The sequence below is a fragment of the Candidatus Palauibacter sp. genome (assembly GCF_965208055.1).
GTDB lineage: Bacteria > Gemmatimonadota > Gemmatimonadetes > Palauibacterales > Palauibacteraceae > Palauibacter.
The window spans coordinates 2,607,462-2,625,234 of sequence record NZ_CBDBNY010000004.1 but is presented as its reverse complement, the minus strand read 5'-3'; the positions used below and the strand labels follow the sequence as shown (position 1 = coordinate 2,625,234).

General features: G+C 68.8%; 13 protein-coding genes. 3 read left to right on the top strand and 10 right to left on the bottom strand.

The window, feature by feature from the left end; translation table 11 throughout:
* Nucleotides 1-29 precede the first annotated feature (29 nt).
* Nucleotides 30-1,097, bottom strand: coding sequence for a Rieske 2Fe-2S domain-containing protein (locus ACOGXI_RS11665; RefSeq protein ID WP_419939017.1), 1,068 nt, complete (start codon nucleotides 1,095-1,097; stop codon nucleotides 30-32).
* A gap of 196 nt (nucleotides 1,098-1,293) precedes the next feature.
* On the opposite strand from ACOGXI_RS11665, the gene ACOGXI_RS11660 reads away from it, so the two are divergent.
* The gene (locus tag ACOGXI_RS11660; RefSeq protein ID WP_419939016.1) at nucleotides 1,294-3,927 is read left to right on the top strand and encodes an amylo-alpha-1,6-glucosidase; all 2,634 of its coding nucleotides are present in this window, start codon (nucleotides 1,294-1,296) and stop codon (nucleotides 3,925-3,927) included.
* Nucleotides 3,928-3,979: 52 nt separating this feature from the next.
* Here the strand turns inward: ACOGXI_RS11660 and ACOGXI_RS11655 are convergent, their stop codons facing one another.
* The 9 genes from ACOGXI_RS11655 to ACOGXI_RS11615 form a co-directional block, all read right to left on the bottom strand.
* Nucleotides 3,980-5,134 carry an aspartate aminotransferase family protein gene (locus tag ACOGXI_RS11655; protein ID WP_419939015.1) on the bottom strand — a complete coding sequence of 385 codons (1,155 nt, stop codon included), beginning with the start codon at nucleotides 5,132-5,134 and terminating at the stop codon, nucleotides 3,980-3,982.
* Between the two features lie 4 nt (nucleotides 5,135-5,138).
* Entirely contained in the window at nucleotides 5,139-5,951 is an 813-nt protein-coding gene (locus ACOGXI_RS11650; RefSeq protein ID WP_419939014.1) for a [LysW]-aminoadipate kinase, read from the bottom strand.
* A gap of 3 nt (nucleotides 5,952-5,954) precedes the next feature.
* Nucleotides 5,955-6,611, bottom strand: a complete 657-nt coding sequence (locus ACOGXI_RS11645; protein WP_419939013.1) for a class II glutamine amidotransferase — start codon at nucleotides 6,609-6,611, stop codon at nucleotides 5,955-5,957.
* A gap of 26 nt (nucleotides 6,612-6,637) precedes the next feature.
* Nucleotides 6,638-7,660: an N-acetyl-gamma-glutamyl-phosphate reductase gene (argC, locus tag ACOGXI_RS11640; protein ID WP_419939012.1), complete on the bottom strand. Its 1,023-nt coding sequence runs from the start codon at nucleotides 7,658-7,660 to the stop codon at nucleotides 6,638-6,640.
* Complete coding sequence (gene lysX / locus ACOGXI_RS11635) at nucleotides 7,657-8,505, bottom strand: lysine biosynthesis protein LysX (protein ID WP_419939011.1); 849 nt, start codon at nucleotides 8,503-8,505, stop codon at nucleotides 7,657-7,659. The genes argC and lysX overlap by 4 nt, the downstream gene beginning before the upstream one ends.
* Nucleotides 8,502-8,666 carry a lysine biosynthesis protein LysW gene (lysW, locus tag ACOGXI_RS11630; protein ID WP_419939010.1) on the bottom strand — a complete coding sequence of 55 codons (165 nt, stop codon included), beginning with the start codon at nucleotides 8,664-8,666 and terminating at the stop codon, nucleotides 8,502-8,504. Before lysW ends, lysX begins: the two co-directional genes overlap by 4 nt.
* 65 nt (nucleotides 8,667-8,731) lie before the next feature.
* Nucleotides 8,732-9,436, bottom strand: a complete 705-nt coding sequence (locus ACOGXI_RS11625; protein ID WP_419939009.1) for a TIGR02206 family membrane protein — start codon at nucleotides 9,434-9,436, stop codon at nucleotides 8,732-8,734.
* 44 nt (nucleotides 9,437-9,480) lie between these two features.
* Nucleotides 9,481-11,433 (bottom strand): glucosamine-6-phosphate deaminase, encoded by a 1,953-nt coding sequence (gene nagB, locus ACOGXI_RS11620; RefSeq protein WP_419939008.1) that lies wholly within the window; start codon nucleotides 11,431-11,433, stop codon nucleotides 9,481-9,483.
* A 1-nt stretch (nucleotide 11,434) separates the two neighbouring features.
* On the bottom strand, nucleotides 11,435-14,272 hold the full coding sequence (locus tag ACOGXI_RS11615; protein WP_419939007.1) for a M16 family metallopeptidase: 2,838 nt from the start codon (nucleotides 14,270-14,272) through the stop codon (nucleotides 11,435-11,437).
* 203 nt (nucleotides 14,273-14,475) lie between these two features.
* Here ACOGXI_RS11615 and ACOGXI_RS11610 point away from each other — a divergent pair, with 203 nt between their 5' ends.
* Together ACOGXI_RS11610 and ACOGXI_RS11605 are read left to right on the top strand one after the other, a co-directional pair.
* Nucleotides 14,476-16,752 (top strand): hypothetical protein, encoded by a 2,277-nt coding sequence (locus ACOGXI_RS11610; RefSeq protein ID WP_419939006.1) that lies wholly within the window; start codon nucleotides 14,476-14,478, stop codon nucleotides 16,750-16,752.
* Nucleotides 16,749-17,738 (top strand): N-acetylmuramoyl-L-alanine amidase-like domain-containing protein, encoded by a 990-nt coding sequence (locus tag ACOGXI_RS11605; protein WP_419939005.1) that lies wholly within the window; start codon nucleotides 16,749-16,751, stop codon nucleotides 17,736-17,738. The genes ACOGXI_RS11610 and ACOGXI_RS11605 overlap by 4 nt, the downstream gene beginning before the upstream one ends.
* Nucleotides 17,739-17,773 lie beyond the last annotated feature (35 nt).

Below are 17,773 nucleotides of genomic sequence, written 5' to 3'. Positions count from 1 at the left end.
CCGCCCGGCCATGAGGACAGCCTAACAGCCTAGTCGCCGTTGCCGTCCGCGCCTCGAGGCGCCATCGCCGGGTCCGGATAGAACTGCCTGCAGTACCGGCGGTACTTTCCGATAGGCCCGTCGGCCCGGCACAGCCGGGGCGGGGACCGGTAGCGCTTCCTGTCCCAGATCACCACGTCCTGCAGGACGAACCGCCTCTCCTCCCGGATGAGGAAGAGATTCATCAGCCGGTGGCGCAGCGGCACGGGCAGGAAGGCCAGGCCCGCGACGAACCGCCGCGGCTTGCGGATCTCCCGCACCTGGCTGACCAGCGTCAGGTCCACCGACTCGCCGTCGACGGGTGTGGAGAACGCCCACAGGCGCGACCTCATGCCGATCGCCTTCTCGTGGATTTCAACGAAGGAGAAGCCGAGGCCATGGACGTGCGTGACGACCGAGATGTCGGAGTGGACGTCCGCCAGGCCCGCGATCCTTCGGACGTTCCTGAAGTCGAAGCAACTCTTCAGGTAGGCGCCATCGATCGAGAACCCGGCGGGTTCCACATCGTGGTAGCCGTGCGTGTAGGCCAGGTGCTCCACGTCGACGGAATTTTCCGTGGTCTCCTGGGGGTGGCCCCGGAAGCGCAGGGTCGTGGATCGCAACCTCGACCACTCCGCGCCCGCAGGCGGCTCATCGGGCAGGCCCCACTGCGGCGGTCTCCCGCCGCTGCCCCACCACGCGAAGATCATGCCGAGGATCTCCCCGGTCTCGTAGACCTTCAGTTTCGCGGCTTTCGGGGCCGGGGCATTCGGCGTGGCGACGCACTGGCCGCCGATATCGAACTCGAATCCGTGAAAGGGACAGACGAGGCAGCCATCGCGCACCAGGCCGCCGGTCGTCGGTCCCATGTGCGAACCGAGGTGCGGACAGAACGCGTCCGCCACGCAGATGCGACCCTCCTCGTCGGACCAGGCGACGATTTCCTCGCCCATCCAGGTCTTCTCGATCAGTTTCGCGCGCTCGATGGACTCGCGGCTTCCGATGAAATACCAACCTTCGGGAAAGGGCGGCAGCTCCGCGGCGAGATGCAGCGATCGTCCATTTCTCTTGCTACTCATGGATTCCACCGCCTCTGCGAAAGTCCGATTCTCGTACGAGCGGGCGGGCGGGAATGTCGCTTGATCTCCGTTTTTTCGCCAACCAAGGCAGCCGGCTCCCCGGCTCGTCACTTCTCGCCGGGGGTTTCCAGCGCCCGGCTCTCGCCGCATGAATCATTCGTCGCAGCGAACTCTCTCGGACAGGAAACCCCAGGCGATGAAGATTCGGCGTACGCGCTTCAGGCTGAAGCTCCTCTCGCTCGTCGCGGTCTCGACCGCCTCGCCGGGGGTGCTTTCCGCGCAGGCTCGACCGGCGGAGTCGCTCGACCCGCTCTCTCTTGCCGTGTCCCGCTTCGAGATCGCGCCGTCCCCGATCGAGCTCTCCGGGCCGGTGCGCCCGGGCGAGTACCTCGGCGTGACCGGGCCGCGCTCGGCCTGGCTGGGGATCGAGACGGGCGAGGCCGAGTTATGGGTGCATCCCCTCAAGGTCGGGAACCGTTTCCGGCTCGGCTTCTCGACGTCGGCCTACGGGACGCCGATTCCGGGAAGCGAGGTCGCGCGCACCGTGCGGGTGCGACCGGAACTCACGACGATCACCTACAGCCACGCGGCCTTCCAGGTGCGGCAGCACATCCTCGCCCCGGGCGAACTCCCCGGCCTTCTGCTCCTGCTCGATGTGGACAGCCCGGAACCGCTGGAGATCATCGCGGAATTCGAGCCCGTGCTGAACTACATGTGGCCGGGTTCGCTCGGGGGGCAGTACGCCTACTGGGACGCGGGCCGACGCGTCTTCGTGCTCTCCGAGAGCCTGCAGGAGACGAACGCCGTCGTCGGATCTCCGTGGGCCGTGAACTCCGTGGAACACCCCGCTCATCAACTGGGCGAGGCGCCCCGCACCATGGTGATCCCGGTCGACCCGGAACGCGCGCGGCGGGAATTCATCCCGATCGCGATAGCGGGCGGAACCACGCCCCGCGAGGAGGTGTTCGCCATCTACGAAGGGATGATCTCCGAGGCGCGCTCGATCTACGACGCGAAGCGGGCGTGGGCCGATTCGGTGCTCGCCTCCACCGTCTCGATCGAGTCGCCGGATCCGTGGCTCGACCTCGCCCTCGAGTGGGCGAAGATCAACCTGGAGGAGCAGCGCGTCTGCAATCCCGACCTGGGGTGCGGGTTCGTGGCGGGCTGGGGCCTGTCGCGTAACGGAACCCGTCCCGGCTTCGGCTGGTTCTTCGGCGGCGACGCGGCGCAGACCATGTTCGCCATGGAGGCCCTCGGGCAGTGGGAACTGGTGGCGGAGGAACTCGCCTTTCTCGCGAAGTACCAGCGCGAGGACGGCAAGATCACGCACGAAATCTCTCAGGCGGCCGCGCGCATCCCGTGGTTCGACGTGTACCCGTACGCCTACTACCACGCCGACACCACGCCCTACTGGATGGTCGCCCTCTACGAGTACTGGCGGGCGAGCGGCGACGACGAACTCCTGCGGGCCCTGTGGCCGGCCTACCGGCGCGCGTGGGAGTGGTGCCTCGCCGCCGAGACGGACGGCGACGGGATCATCGAGAACACGGTGGGTGGCCTCGCGGCGGTCGAGGTCGGCGGCCTCGGGGCCGCGCTGCACCAGGATGTCTACCTGGCGGGCGTCTGGGTCGCGGCGCTCGAGGGGACCCGTGTCCTGGCCGAACGCATGGGCGACGCCGGGATCGCGGATCGGGCGCGGGAACTCGCTCCGCGCGCGCGGGCGACGCTGAACGAAGCGTACTGGCTGGAGGATGCGGGACACCATGCCTTCGGGATCCTCGCCGATGGCGGCACCAACGACAACCTGACGGTGTGGCCCGCCACGGCGGCGGCGTTCGGCCTGTTCGACGAGGCGCGCGCGCGATCGACCCTCGCCCACCTTGCGAGTGATCGAATCTCGTCGGACTGGGGCGCCCACATGCTCTCCACGGAGAGCGAACTGTATCACCCGCTCCAGTACAACATGGGCACCGTGTGGCCCTTCGTGACGGGGTATGTAGCCTGGGGCCAGTACCGGTATCGGCGTCCGTGGGCGGGTTTCCATCTCATGGATGCGGTGAAGCAGATGACGTTCGACTGGAGCCTGGGGCGACACCCGGAACTGCTGTCCGGCACCTTCTACGAGCCCCTGGACCAGACGGTCCCGCACCAGTTCTTCGCGACGTCGGCTCTCGTGACGCCGCTCCTGCGGGGCGTGCTCGGCTGGGAACCCGACGCGGCGCGGGGCGGCGCGCGGCTCGCCCCGCAGCTCCCTCCGGATTGGCCGGAGGTCGCGGTGCGACGGCTGAGGGCCGGGGCCACCGCGACCGACGTGGAGATCCGGCAGCGGTGGACGGCGGAGGGGGGAGAGCGGCGCACGACGCTCACGGTGGCCGGACCGCCCCTGGCCTTCGAGTTCGTGCCCGACGTGCCCGCGGGCGCGCGCAACGTGGCGGTTCACGTGGGCGGCGTCGAGACCGGACTCTCGGACGAGGGAAGCGTGGAGGTGACGCTCGGCGAAGCCGTCCCGGCGGGCGGTCGCGCGGAGATCGTCGTGACCTGGGAAGGCGGACTCGCGGTCGCGCCGCCGCGGACCGGCCTCGATCCCGGCCAGACGAGCGTCGGCCTGCGGATCCTGGACTTCGTCGCCGCCGCAGATGGGTGGAGCCTCTCCGTGGAAGGGACGGCGGGCCGCACCTACGAGGTCGAGTTCTTCGGCACCCCCGTGGTGTCTGCGGTCATCGACGGCGCCGCTCTCGTGTCGGATCTTGGCGATGGCGTCGTTGAAGTCGAGTTCGCCGCTGGAGAGGGCCGCGTCTCGGCGACCGTCCGTCTGACAGCGGCCGGATAACGGAGTCGGGCCGGAGCGTCATTTGTCCCGGAGCGTCATTTGTCCCGGAGCGTCAGTCGGCCAGCACTTCGGCGAGGGTGTCCGCCACCTGGTCGATCTGCGCTTCGGTGATCACGAGCGGCGGCAGCAGCCGGATTACGGTGGCGCCGGCCGGGAGCGCGAGGACGCCCCGGTCCGCGAGAGCTTCCAGGTAGGGCCGGCAGCGCTCGCGGAGTTCGACGCCGATCATGAGGCCGACCTGCCGTACGGTGCGCACGCGGGCCGACCGATGTCGGGCGAAGCGCTCGCTGAAGCGGGCGCCCAGCGCCTCTGCCCGCTCGTCGAGCCGCTCCTTCCGCATGAAGCGGATCGCGGCGAGGGCGGCGGCGCTGGCGAGCGGGTTGCCGCCGAAGGTCGTGCCGTGCCGCCCGGGCGGCGGCTGCAGCCGTTCGTGCGCCAGGACCGCTCCCATCGGCACGCCGCCCGCGATCGCCTTGGCGAGACAGAGAATGTCCGGCGCAACGCCGTAGCGATCGCAGGCGAACGTGCGGCCGGTGCGGCAGAAGCCCGTCTGGATCTCGTCGAACACGAGCACCGCACCCGCCTCGTCGCAGATGCGTCGCGCCGCCGGCAGGTAGTCCGGGCTGGCCGGCCGCACCCCTCCCTCTCCCTGCACCGGCTCGAGGATCACGGCCGCCGTGTCCTCGCCTACGGCCGCGCGCAGCTTCTCGACGCGGTCGAAGGGCACGAACGAGAATCCCGGCACGAGCGGCTCGAAGGGTTTCCGGTAGTCCTTCTTGTGCGTCGCGCTCAGGGCCCCGAGCGTCCGCCCGTGGAAGCCGCGCATCGCGGACACGACCCCCGCCCGTCCCGTCGCGAAGCGCGCGAACTTGATCGCCGCCTCCACCGCCTCCGCCCCGGAATTGCAGAGGAAGGCGCGCGTGAGCCCGGGCGGCGCGATCGAGACGAGTTCGGCCAGGAGCCGCGCCCGGACATCGTTGTAGAAGATGCCCGGACAGGACACGAGCACCCGAGCTTGCTCCGCCAGCGCTTCGGCGACGGCCGGGTTGGCGTGGCCGACGCTCGCCACGCCGATGCCGCCCACGCAGTCGATGTAGCGGCGACCCTCGTCGTCCCACACGCAGGCGCCCTCGCCCCGCACGACCGTGATGCCGCGCTTCGGGAACACCTCGAGCGCGTACGCCCGTTCCGTCTCTCGCGAGTTCACACGTTCATCCGACGAGCGTGCCCCGTCCGGCGAGCGCCTCCGAGATCGGGCGTTCGACGCGCCCGTCCGCGATCACGACGCGCGTCGTGCCCGCCTCGACGAGTCGCCGCAGGGCGAGGAGCTTCCGCTTCATGCGCCCGGCGACCTCGCCCTCCCGGCGCGCAAGCTCCGCGCGCGAGAGCCTTGCGACGACCGACGCCGGATCGTCCGGATCCTCCAGGAAACCGGGCGCTTCGATCAACTGGATCACGCAATCCGCTCCCAACTCGGCGCCGAGCAGGGTCACGACGTCATCGTTCTCCGAGTTGATCGCCGCGTTGTGTTCGTCGATCAGCGGCACCGTCACGACGGGCGTGAAGCCACCGTCGCGGAGCAACCCGAACAGCTTGCGGTTCAACTCCACCGGCTTCCCGGACAGGTCCCGCTTGATCAGCGTCTTGCCGCCCTCCCTCACCCGGATTCCCCGGTTGCGGCGGCCGCGCACCAGGGCGCCGTCGAGTCCGGTGAGCCCGACCGCGTTCACGCCGTGCCCGTGCAGCAGTTCGACGATGCGCTTGTTGCGCAGCCCCGCGTAGGCCATGAGCATCACGTCGATCAGGTCGCGGTCGGAGTGCACGCTCTGGTGTCCGGACACCGACGTGAGGATGCGTTTCTCGACCCCGAGCCGCCGGGCCAGGGAATCGCGCAGCGCGTTCGCGCCGTGCACGATCACGAACGGACCGGACAGACCTGCCAGGTCGCGGGCGATCCCGTCCAGGTTGATGGATTCCCCGCCGCCGATCTTGACGAGCAGCAGCCCGTCGGACTCGCCCGGCATCGGTCAGAACGTCCCGATCGTGCCGTTCGCGACCGGCGTCCACGCCAGCCGCCGGCCCGAATCCGGATAGGGCGCCGAGCACAGGATCCGCTGGCCGTCCCGTCGGGCGGCATGCATCCGGAAGTAGTCCGGGTCCTCGTTGAATCGGGTCGCGAAGTGGACCCGCCGCGACGCGTCGGCGACGATCAGGTTCATCGCCCGCACGTAGCGGGTACGCTTCTCTATCGCATCGAGTCCCCGCTCCAGCGCGCGACCCATGTCTCCGCCACCGAAGCGCTTGACGAAGTTGAACACCTTCTCCGCCCCGATTCGCCCCTGCTCCTTGATCCGCACTCCGTGCAGCTCCCCGTTGAAGATGAACGCGCGTTGTCCGTCGAGGAACGGCATGTTGTTCTCGACCCGTATCCCTTCCCCGCGATATGCGCTCCTCGCATGGGCGAGCAGAAGCGTCGCGCGTCCCGATGGCGCCCCGGCGTCCTCCCACACCGGCGAGATGTTGCGGTAGACGCGCCACCCGGCGGACCCGTCCGCGTCGATCCACGCGCACCCCCACCCGTCGCCCTGGTACTCGGGACTCTCCCGGGCGAGCCGCGCGAAGGCGGCGAGGTGCGGCTCCATGTCGAAGCGCTCATCGCTCTGGACGCAGAGGATGCGGCACACGATGGACTCGGCTTCGCCAGTCGCGGTCAGGCCGGATGCAGCCCGGGGAACTCCAGCCCCCGCGACTCCGGCAACCCGTGCATCACGTTGAACGCCTGCACCGCCTGTCCCGCCGCTCCCTTCATGAGATTGTCGATCGCGCTCAGCACCACGACCCGGTTCGAGAGCGGATCGCGCTCGAAACCCACGTCACAGTAGTTCGCGCCCGCCAGCAGGTTGGGGTCGGGATAGCGGTGGATGCCGCCCCGCTCCTTGACGATGCGCACGAACGGTTCGTCGGCGTACGCGCTCCGGTAGATCTTCCACAACGCCTTCTCGTCGAGTTCCCGGTTCAGGAACACGTGACAGGTGGCGAGGATGCCGCGCACCATCTCGACCGCCGTCGCGGAGAAATGCACATTGCCGCCGAGCACCGCTTCGATCTCGGCCACGTGGCGGTGGCCGGTGGGTCGGTACGACCGCATGGCGCCGCTGCGCTCCGGGTGGTGGCTGCCCTCGGTGGCGCGGTTGCCGGCCTCGCTCGAGCCCACCTTCACCTCGATCACGGCCGAATCCGCGACCCCCGCCCGATAGAGCGGCAGGAGCCCGAGGATGGAGGCCGTCGCGTTGCATCCGGCGCACGCGACGAGGTCGGCGCCCGCCAGCGCCTCGCGGTTCAGTTCGGCGATCCCGTACACGAAGGACCCCAGGAGCTCCGGCCGGGGGTGCGGCCGGCCGTAGAAGCGCTCGTAGTCCGCGCCGTTCGGGAGCCGGAAATCCGCACCGAGGTCGACGATCCGCCCGGCGAGGCCTCGAAACCGGTCGATGAGGCGGGACGATGCCCCGTGGGGCAGACAGAGGAAGAGCACGTCGCACTCGGCCAGTTCATCGAGCGCGCAGAAGCGCAGTCGCGTGACGCCGCGCAGGTTGGGGTGGACCCGGTGCGCGAACCGGCCCGCGAAACGCTCCGACGTGATCTGCCGCACTTCGACGTCGGGATGGCCGAGCAGGAGCCTCAGCAGTTCCCCGCCGGCGTAGCCGGATCCGCCCGCGACCGACGCGCGGATCATCGGTCCGCCAGACGGTCCGGCGAGGCCAGGTACGATACGATCCTCTCCGGAATGTTCACGCCCGTCGCCTCGATGCTGTTTCGGAACTCCATCGTGTAGTTCACTTCGTTCACCAGCAGTCCGCCCTCGCTCTCGAACAGGTCTACGGCCACCACGCCCCCGCCCACCGCGCCCGCCGCGCGCAGCGAAAGCTCCCCGATCTCGCTCGTCACCGGACAGTTCGAGGCCGTTCCGCCGCGGGCCGTGTTCGTGATCCAGTGGTCGGACGACCGGTAGATGGCGGCCACGCAGTCCTCGCCCACGACGAACGCGCGGATGTCGCGCCCGCCCTTCTCGACGTACTTCTGCACGAAGAAGATCGAGTGATGATAGCTGCCCAGGATCGCCTTGTGTTCGAGGACCGTCTCCGCCGCGTGCCGGTCGTTGATTCTCGACAGCAGGCGGCCCCAGGAGCCGACTGCGGGCTTGAGGACCACGGGGTAGCCCAGTTCCTCAATGGCATCGAGCGCGGATTCCTCCGTGAACGCGACCCTGGCGTCGGGTTGCGGCACGCCGCATTCCCCGAGCGATGCCGCCGTGAGGATCTTGTCGCCGCAGCGGCGCGACACCTCGTACCGGTTCACGCAGTCGAGGCCGGCTCCCTCGAACAGCCGCAGCGCGTGCATGGCCCGCGAATGGTTGATGCTGCGCTCGAGCACGACATCGACGTCCGGGACGTTCCGGAAGTCGAACGCGAGTTTGCGGTCGTCCAGAAACACGAGTTCAATATCGCTGCGCCTGCGCAACTCCGCGATCAGCAGCTTCTCGTCCTTGCGGATGAGGGAATGAAGAAAGCCGACTCTCATTCGCCCCAGTCCTCCTCCGCGTCCGGCGCCTCACCGAGGGTGACGGGGTCGAGGGCGAGGATCTCCAGTTCGACGCCGCACTCCTCGCATTCGAGGAGTTCACCTTCGACGGGGTCGTCGGAGATCGTCAGTTCCGCGCCGCATACAGGACATTCCGGCATGCCGTCCATCCTCCATATGGGAGTTCTTTGTGCAGGTTGTTCGTACGGGAAGAAACTTGGTACCGTCAGTCGGCCGCCGGGTTCCGGAAGGGAAGCCGTAGCGCCAGGAAGAGCCCGATGGCCACGGGTTCAATGAGCAGAATGTACCATGGCCAGCCCGGAAAGAAATCGAGGATCGTGGGACCCGCCGGTTTCTCGATCAGGTAGAGAAAGTTCGACCCGAGGAGCCGGTTCAGCGGAAAGACCACGGCCGCGTACAGGTTCAGGAGTCCGAAGGCGATCCACGGATCGCGCGCCGTGGGCCGATAGTCCTCCACCATCACCGCCCACACGCCGGCGATGACGACCGCCCCGTGCGATCCCAGCGACTCGAAGAAGGTGAAGTGCGCGACGCCGAACTCGCCATCCGGGGTCAGGAGAGCTTGCACCGCCCCCGCCACGCCCAGGAAGTACATGAGGCGGAGAGCCCGGGGATGCCGCGTCCACAGCCCGAAAATGGTCACCCACGCCATGGCGCTGCAGAGGTGCAACGGCAGGTCGGTCTGCACCGCCCAGAGCCCCGTCCCGGCCTTCCAGAGGTGCCTCGAAAGGAGGAAGAGGAAGATCGTGAGGCTCAGCGCCGCGCGGAGGCGGCGGCGACCCCGCTCATCGGCCGCCAGCCCGGCGCGAACCAGACAGACGCCGACCACCGCCACGGCGCCGATCGATACAAGATGCACCGGACCGAAGAGATCGAATGGCACTCGGGTCGTCCCGAAGAACTCGCCCATGTCAGCCCGTCACGCCGCCGCGTCCGACCGGGTGCGTCACGGATTCACGCGTCCGTGTCCGCGAGGTCCGCGAGGGAGGAGGTGGGGATCTCCGGACCCTCGACGCGCCGTCCATCCCGCAGCGTCACGTACGCCTCCATGGCGTAGTACGCCGGCAGGCCCAGGGCCGCCAGCCGGTCGGCGGTATCCCGGTTTCGCTCGACGACGCGCTGCCAGAATTCGCGCGGATCCGGTCCGGGAAAGGGGGCCGAATCCTTCTGCGATTCGTGCCGGAAGATCGCCTGGACCTTGCCGCGAAGTTCGCTTTCGGAGAGCGGTACGAGCACGGTCGCTTCGTCCAGATTCCACTCCTGCCACGCGCCGCGGTAGAGCCACAGCCACGGCGGGTCGCCGCGGTAGCGGGCGAGCGCCGCCTCGATCGTCTCGAGGCACATGCGGTGCGTGCCGTGCGGATCGGACAGGTCCCCGGCCGCGAACACGATCGATGGCCGCATCTCCTCCAGCAGCCGCGTGACGATCTCCACGTCCGCCTCGGAAATCGGGTTCTTCCGCACCTTCCCGGTCTGATAGAACGGCTGGTTCAGGAAGCGGGCGCGGTCGGCGGACATCCCAAGCGTTTCGATCGCGGCGGTGGCCTCGGTCTCGCGGATGATCCGCTTGACTTGCTGAACCACATCGGGATCGATGTCCCCCGGCGCCTTGCACGCGAGCCGGTCTTCGAGAGACCGCAGCACCCCGTCGAGGTTCGCGGCGTCGCCGAGGTCGATCACTCCCGCAGCCCGCCGCAGGAAGTCCAGGTATCGGCGCACCTCGTGGTCGAAGACCGCGATGTTCCCGGACGTCTGATATGCCACGGTGATGTGGTTGCCGTTCTCGACGAGCTTGCGCAGCAGTCCGCCCATCGAGATCACGTCGTCGTCCGGGTGGGGCGAGAAGATGACGATATTCTGGCCGCGCGGCAGCCGGCTCTTTCCCCGGATCCTGGAGATGAGCGCGTTGAAGACCTGTCCGTTGAGCGGCTCGGCCGAACCGTGCCGCGAAGTGAGCGGGGCGAGGTGGTTCGCGCGATAATCGTCGGTCGCGAGGTGCAGGATCGACTGTTCGGTGCGCTCGCTCAGCCAGATGACGGCTGCGGTCTCCCGTTCCGCCGTCCACTCCACATCGCCCACGAGCCATGGCGTGCGGATGCGGGTGAGGTCGGAAGCGGCGGCCGGGTCGAGATAGACCGTCGCGGCGGCGTGTTGCTGGAGGAAGGTCGCGGCGACGTCGGCGTGGACCTCCCCTTCGACGGCTCGACGCACGATCCCGGCCTTGTGTTCCCCGGTCGCGAGCAGGACGACCTCCCGCGCTTCGAGGATCGTGGCCACGCCCATGGTGATCGCCTGCGGCGGCACGTTCTCCTCGCCGAAGAAATCGGCCGCGGCATCGCTCCGGGTGACGGTGTCCAGGTAAAGACGCCGGGTGCGGGAGTCGCGCTCGGACCCCGGCTCGTTGAAGCCGATGTGGCCGCTGCGCCCGATCCCGAGAATCTGGAAGTCGATCCCGCCCACCTCCCGGATGCGGCGCTCGTACTCGACGCAGTGTGCCTCGACCTCCGTTTCAGGCACATCGCCGCGAGGGATGTGACGGTGCTCCGGGGTGATGTTCACATGGTCGAACAGGTGCTCCCGCATGTAGCGGTGATAGCTGTGGAAGCTGCCGGGCCGCATCGGGAAGTACTCGTCGAGGTTGAAGGTGACCGCATGGGAGAAGTCGAGCCCTTCGTCCCGATGCAGGCGGATGAGTTCCCGATAGACGCCGACGGGAGTGGCGCCGGTCGCGAGGCCGAGAACGGCGGGGCGCCCGTTCTCGGCCTTCTCCCGCAGGAGCGCCGCGATCCGGCCGGCCACTTCGGCGGCGATGCTGTCGTGATCCGGCATGACCCGGACCGGCAGGCGTTCCCTCCGCGCGTGCGCGGCGACGGTCAGCCGATCAGCCGCCGGTCGTGACGTCTCCACACTAGGGGACCTTCTGCTCCGGAAGCAGCACGAACCGGGCGTACTGGTCGGTTCGGAGGTAACGGACGGCGGCCTGCTGCACCTGCGCCGCGGTCCAGCTCTCGATCGCGTCGTAGCTCGGGATGTCGTTCAGATCCCGCTCGGCCCGCTCGAAGGCGGCCAGCTGCGACAGCCAATACCGGTTCTCCAGCAGGCTCGTCTCCTTCGTGCGGCGCTGCGTCTCGCGCACCTTGTCCACCGTCTCGGCGTCCGGCCCGTGCGCCTTCAGGAGTTCGATCTCCTCGAACACGGCCTCGGACAACTCCTCCGCGCGTTCCGGATCCGAGCCGAAGGAGATGCTGAAGCGATACTCCTCATCGGGCCGGTCGCTCAGCGACCCGCGGACGCCTACGCCGTAGGTGCCGCCGAGGTCTTCGCGCAGCACTTCCCGGAGGCGGATGTCCAGGACGTCCGCCATGGCCGAGATCGCGTTCGCTTCCTCGAGGGAGTACTCGGCATCGCCCGCGAAGATGATCTGGGTCCGGCTCTGCGGCTCCAGGCCCTTGTACACCGTCGTCTCGATCGTCCCCGCCGGCGGATCGATCCCGAGATCGCGCCACTCCTCGACCCGCCCGAGGTTCGGGAGGGCCCCGAGATACTGCTCCACGAGCGGCCGGATCGTCGCGAGATCGAAGGCCCCCGTGAAGTAGAAGGTGAAGTCGCTCGCGTCCGCGAAACGGTCGCGGTAGAGGTCGTAGGCCGCGTCGAGGTCGGCTTCTTCGAGGCTGCCCGCGAGCTGCGACAGCCGCAGGACCCTCGGGTGCCCCTGGGACATGGTGGTCGAGATGGTGTCGGAGAACACGAAGTTGGGATTCGCGCCCACGTTCGCGAGCATCGCCATCTGCTGGGCCTTGAGGGCCTCGAACATCGTCTCGTCCCTGCGCGGCGCGGAGAAGTACAGGTACATGAGCTGGAACGCCGTTTCCACGTCCTGTGGAGACGCCGATCCTCTCAGCCCCTCGGAGAGCGACCCCACCGAGGGCGAGACTCGTACCGCCTTCCCGGCCAGCTTCTTCCCCAGCGCGGTCTGGTCGAATTCGCCGACGCCGGACTGGCCCACCACGTTCAGTGCGAACGAGACTCTCCGGAAGAGATCGTCGGATACGAGCGACGTGCCGCCGGGGCTGGTCGCGGAGAAGAGGATCTCGTCGTCCTTGAAGTCGGTGGGCTTCAGCACGACCCGTGCGCCGTTCTCGAGCGTCCAGATCGTGACGCCCACGTCGTCGACCGCCTCCTCGGCCACGACCGGCGAGCCCTCGGGGACGACCGGCAGGAGCGGCGCGTCGGCCGCCTCGTCCTCGTAGGCCTCGACCTCTCGCCCGCCCACCGCGGCGAACACGCTCAGGAGGTCGTCCTCCGCGGGGGGCTCGAGGCCCTCCTTCGCGGGCGCGCTGGCGAGGACGACGCGTCCCTGCTCGGCCAGCCACGCCTGGGCGATGCCGTTGGTCTCCTCGAGTGTGATCCCGGGGAGGAAGGCATCCACCAACTCCATCTGCGTCTCGAGACTCGGGTAGGCACTCCCCCGAAGAAACACCTGGATGTAGCGGTTCGCGAGCGCGGCGGACTCCTGGTTCTCACGCTCGGCCAAACGGCGTTCGTATCCCCTCCGGGTGTTGGTCTTTTCGCGATCCAGCTCGCTGGCGGTGAACCCGTTCTGGCGCACGCGCTCGGCCTCGGTCAGGAGAGCTTCGAGCCCGCGCTCGATCCCGCCCTCGGCGACGAGCGCGACGAGTTGGTAGGCATCCACGCCGCGCGCGAACTGCCCCTGCCCCGAAAAACTCAGCATGAACGGCGGGTCGGCCTGAAGCCGGAGTTCGTTCAGTCGCGCGTTCAGCATGCCGGAGTAGAGTCCTTCGACCAGACCTCGGCGGAAGTCGCCGATCGCGCCGCGCGGGGCGGGCGGCTGCTTGTACAGCACGCCGACCTGACTTCCCTGGGCTTCGACGTCGGTCGCGATCGTGACGAGCGGCGGGTGGTCGATCGGGACCTCGGCCGCGATCCGGGCACGCGACTCCGCGGGCCCGGTCAGCCCTCCGAACCGCTCGCGAATCGTCGCTTCGATTTCGGCGCCGTCAAAATCGCCGACGGCGACGATCGCCATCAGGTCCGGCCGGTACCAGTCGTCGTAGAAGCTGCGCAGCCGCTCGGCGGGGGCCGTCTCGAGGATCTCCGGCTTCCCGATCGGGAGTCGCTCGGCATACAGCGACCCCTGGAAGAGGACCGGGAACTGCTGGTCCTGGATCCGCGCCTGGGCGCCTCGCCGCCCGCGCCATTCCTCGATCACGACGCCGCGCTCCTTGTCGACCTCCTCCGGGTCGAAGAGCACGCCCTGCGCCCAGTCCTCGAGGATCCGGAACGCGGTGGCCAGCATCTCCGGGTCGTCCATCGGCACCTGGAGCATGTAGACCGTCTCGTCGAAGCTCGTATAGGCGTTGATGTCGGGGCCGAACTGCATCCCGATCGACTCGAGATAGTCGACGAGCGCCTGCTTCTCGAAGTTCTCCGTGCCGTTGAACGCCATGTGCTCGACGAAATGCGCCAGCCCGAGCTGGTCCTCGTCCTCGAGGATGGAGCCCGCGTTCACGACGAGGCGCAGTTCCGCCCGGTTCTCCGGCTGATCGTTCTCGTGTACGAAGTAGCGCAGGCCGTTGTCCAGCGTCCCGGTGATGACGGCCGGGTCCGGCGGAATCGGATCCGTCGGGGCCGGGGTCTGCCCCGCCGCTTCGGGAGCGGAGAGGAAGGAGAGGAGAATGACGGCGATCGAAACGAAAGCGAAGCCGGGCAAGCGGGGCGTCTTCATCGATGACTCTCGGCAGAGGGAACGACCTTCCGTGTGGAAGCCGACAAGATAGCCGACCTTCGGGAGGGCGGCGAGCGAACGCAGCCGCCGGCGGGCGCCCCCCCGGGGCGACTTGCTCCGAGGGCCACCGGCCGGGATTGTGGCAGCCGAAAAAAAGTTCCGAACCTGTTGGAAGCGCACACAGAGATGCTCGTGATATGTCCGTGATACTCGATCTTGGCGACCTCGACCTGCACCTGGCGGAGCACGCGTCGCGACGGCTGGACGACCCCGAACTGCCCGACCCGACGCTCCTGAAGCGGTCGCTCGAAAGAGATGTGTCGATCGTGCGCGACGACCTCTCGTTCACCGTTGGCGGCGAGGCCGTGATCGATGTCTTCAACGGGCCCGGGGACGAGGATCCAGCGGGAGTGTTCGGCGCTCCGCCGGACGAAGGCTCGAAGCCGACGGCGTTCGAACTCCGGGCGCCGATTCACTTCGCGGCGGGTTCGGCGTGGCTCGCCTACCGGGCCTCGGCGAGAGTGGAGGCGGATGGAGGATTCGAGGCCGCGAAGTTCGGGTTCGCGAGCGAGGCGGACGGCGCCGCGTCGATCCTCTTCCACGACTACCGGCGTCACCCCGCCGAGGATCTCGTCGCCGCCGCCGTGGCCCGCGACCTGGCCACGCCCCGTTTCGTCATCTCCGCCTCGGACGTTCGCGCGCTGTCGCCCGGTGAAGCGCTCGCTCTCGAGGTGAGCGGGAAGCTGAGCGCAGCCCTCACCCTGAAGTGGTCGGACGTGTTCACCGGCAACATCGGCGCCCTGAGCGCGCTTCTTGCGCCCGGGGAGGATCTCGGGGTCAAGGTCGGCGCGAGCCTGAGGGCGAGCTTCAAGGTCGGGATCGAAGACCACTTCCTCGTCGTGTTCTCGCGACGCAAGCCCGGCGAGATCGAGGTCGCCGTGCGGAAATCGGACCGCGACCGGTTCGGCCTGCGCGCCGCGGCCCGTGTCAGCGTCCGCTTCGCGGACCGGGCGCAGACCGAAGAGGCGCTGCGGGCCGCGATCGAGGCCCTCCTCGGCGCGCCGCTGGAACAGGTCCGCGCGATCCTCGCCAAGCCGCGCGTGGGGGACCTCGATCCGCGCGAACGCGCCGCCGCCGAGACGCTGGTCGATCGGCTGGGGCTCGAAGGGCGTCGGCTGCGGCTCGATTCGCTGCGGAAGAAGGTCGAACAACTCGAGGCGCAGGCGACGGAACTCGTCGCGAAGATGGCGAAGCAGCAAGTCCGGTTCGGGCTCGATTTCGATTACAGCCGCACCCGGACCGACGAAGCGCTCATCGAAGCGACCTTCGACGAGAAGCGGCTGGGCGGCGGCTTCGACGCGCGGCACCGGGCGATGCTGGGCGGGGATTTCGAGAGCGTGCTGGAGGACGGTGCTTCGGGAGCGGCGAACGGGGTGACGCTGCATCGATTCCTGCAGCAGGAGACCGTCAAGAGGACGAAGTCGTGGGGCGTCTCGCTCGATCTCGGCGATATCCTGCGCATGGGCGGGAAGGCCCGGAGCTATGTCCGGGAGACGATGCGGCGAGACCGTCGCCTGGACCGCAGTCGCTTCAGCTTCACCGCCATCGAGGGCTACGCCGGCACGTGGGGCCGGGAGACCTGCGAATGGAAGACGACGCTGACCGCGTGGTCGCGGGAGTGGACGCCCGGGGAGGCCCCGGCCGCGGACGCGCTCAACTACTCGCTGGGCTTCCTCGTGCGGTACGGGAAGCGGGGACTCTCCAGCCGGGAGGCGGGACGGCTCGTGGATCTCGCCGTCCTCTGGGGCAGCGTAACGGCGGGCGGCGCCCCCGCGGCCCGGGAACGTCTCGAGCGCGTGGCGAGAGACCGCGGGGACGTGGAGATTTCGTTTCAGCTCCTATTCAGGAAGTCGACCTTCGGGATCCTGCTCGCGCTCCTCGCGCGAGGCGATGCGCGCGGGACGGGTCTTGCGCTCGCCCGCGCCGTCCCCCGGGTGCCCGGGGAACCGGGGCGCGATTCACCCGTCGTCCGGCAGCTTCTGTACGGCGCTCTGTGGCGGCAGTACCTGGAGGATCCGTCCCTTACGGCGGAAGAACTCGCGGCCCTGGCGGCGGAAGCGGCGCGACAGGCAGGCCATGGGGGTCTGGCCGGATTCGAGCGCCGGATGCGACACTGGTGGACGCTGGGCGACCTGGCTCGCAAGAACGGGGAAACGCGTGAACGCTGGGCGGACCTCGCGCGTGGCGCCGCGCGGCTCCGGGACGCCATATCCGGCGGCGGCCCGCACACCGAAGTACGAGAGGCGGCCCGGCTGCTGAGCCGGGGGTGGGAGCACGCCTTCCACCAGCGCGCGCTCGGGGTCTATCTCGTAGAGGCGGTTCGGGCGCACCCGCACCTGTGGGGGGCGGTGAATCGCACGCTTCGGATCGAGTACAGGGAAGGGGAGGAGCGCGTGGTGCTCAACCTCAGTTCGACATGAGATGGCGCAACGTCTTCACGCTGGCGAAGGTCGTTGCCTGTATCCTTGCCACCGTCGCCGTCATCGCGGCGCTCGCCTGGTCGCAGGTCCAGCCGTCGACCTCCACCGTGGTTGACGAGACGGCCGGCGTCGGTGCGGCATCGTCCGCGCCTTCGGACGGACCCGCCTGGGTCCCGGAGGATTGGGCGATCTTCGAGGAGAAGGTGCGGTTTGCCGCGGAGCGCGGGCTCGCGGAGATGGCCCTGGGCGAAGCGATCGTGCAGCTGGCCGAGACTTTCGTCGGGACGACGTACGAGCCCGGCACGCTCGAAACCCCCGGACCCGAGCGCCTCGTGATCAACTTCCGCGAACTCGACTGCGTGACCCTGGTCGAGACCGTCCTCGCCCTGACGCGGTTCGTCCGCGAGCAGGGCGTCGAGACCCTCTCGGATCCCCCAGCGGCGCAGGCCCGATACGAGTCCCATCTGATGGCGCTCCGCTATCGTGGAGGCCGGCTCGACGGATACCCGAGCCGTCTCCACTACTTCTCGGAGTGGCTCGCGGACAACGAAGCCCGGGGAATCGTGCGCATCGCGACCGGAGAACTGAACCCCGCCATCGACGCGGAGCCGGTGAACTTCATGTCGCGGCATCCCGAAGCGTATCGGCAACTGGCCGAGCCCGGCGTGCTCCGAGCCATCGCCGCCACCGAAGCGCGGCTCGACGAAGGACCCGGCCGGGAATACGTGCCGCAGGATCGGATCGCGCAGGTGGCGGACCGGATCCGCGACGGCGACGTGATCGCGGCCACCTCGACCGTCGAAGGGCTCGACGTCGCCCACACCGGATTCGCCGTGTGGCGCGACGGGGCGCTACACCTCCTCCACGCCCCGCTCGTCGGCCAGTCGGTGGAGATTTCGGAGCGGCCGCTGGCCGAGCGGATCCTCTCCATCGGCTCCCAGGACGGCATCATGGTCGCGCGCCCCGTCGAGCCGCCCCGGCCGTAGCCCGGGGGCCGGCCCCGCTTCGTAGCCGGAGCCGG

Coding starts and splice junctions, on each gene's coding strand:
- argC (WP_419939012.1), bottom strand. CDS start 7,660: ATGATCCGCGCGTCGGTCGCGGGCGGATCCGGCTACGCCGGCGGGGAA.
- lysW (WP_419939010.1), bottom strand. CDS start 8,666: ATGCCGGAATGTCCTGTATGCGGCGCGGAACTGACGATCTCCGACGAC.
- ACOGXI_RS11625 (WP_419939009.1), bottom strand. CDS start 9,436: ATGGGCGAGTTCTTCGGGACGACCCGAGTGCCATTCGATCTCTTCGGT.
- ACOGXI_RS11605 (WP_419939005.1), top strand. CDS start 16,749: ATGAGATGGCGCAACGTCTTCACGCTGGCGAAGGTCGTTGCCTGTATC.
- ACOGXI_RS11660 (WP_419939016.1), top strand. CDS start 1,294: ATGAAGATTCGGCGTACGCGCTTCAGGCTGAAGCTCCTCTCGCTCGTC.
- lysX (WP_419939011.1), bottom strand. CDS start 8,505: ATGAGAGTCGGCTTTCTTCATTCCCTCATCCGCAAGGACGAGAAGCTG.
- ACOGXI_RS11665 (WP_419939017.1), bottom strand. CDS start 1,097: ATGAGTAGCAAGAGAAATGGACGATCGCTGCATCTCGCCGCGGAGCTG.
- ACOGXI_RS11615 (WP_419939007.1), bottom strand. CDS start 14,272: ATGAAGACGCCCCGCTTGCCCGGCTTCGCTTTCGTTTCGATCGCCGTC.
- ACOGXI_RS11650 (WP_419939014.1), bottom strand. CDS start 5,951: ATGCCGGGCGAGTCCGACGGGCTGCTGCTCGTCAAGATCGGCGGCGGG.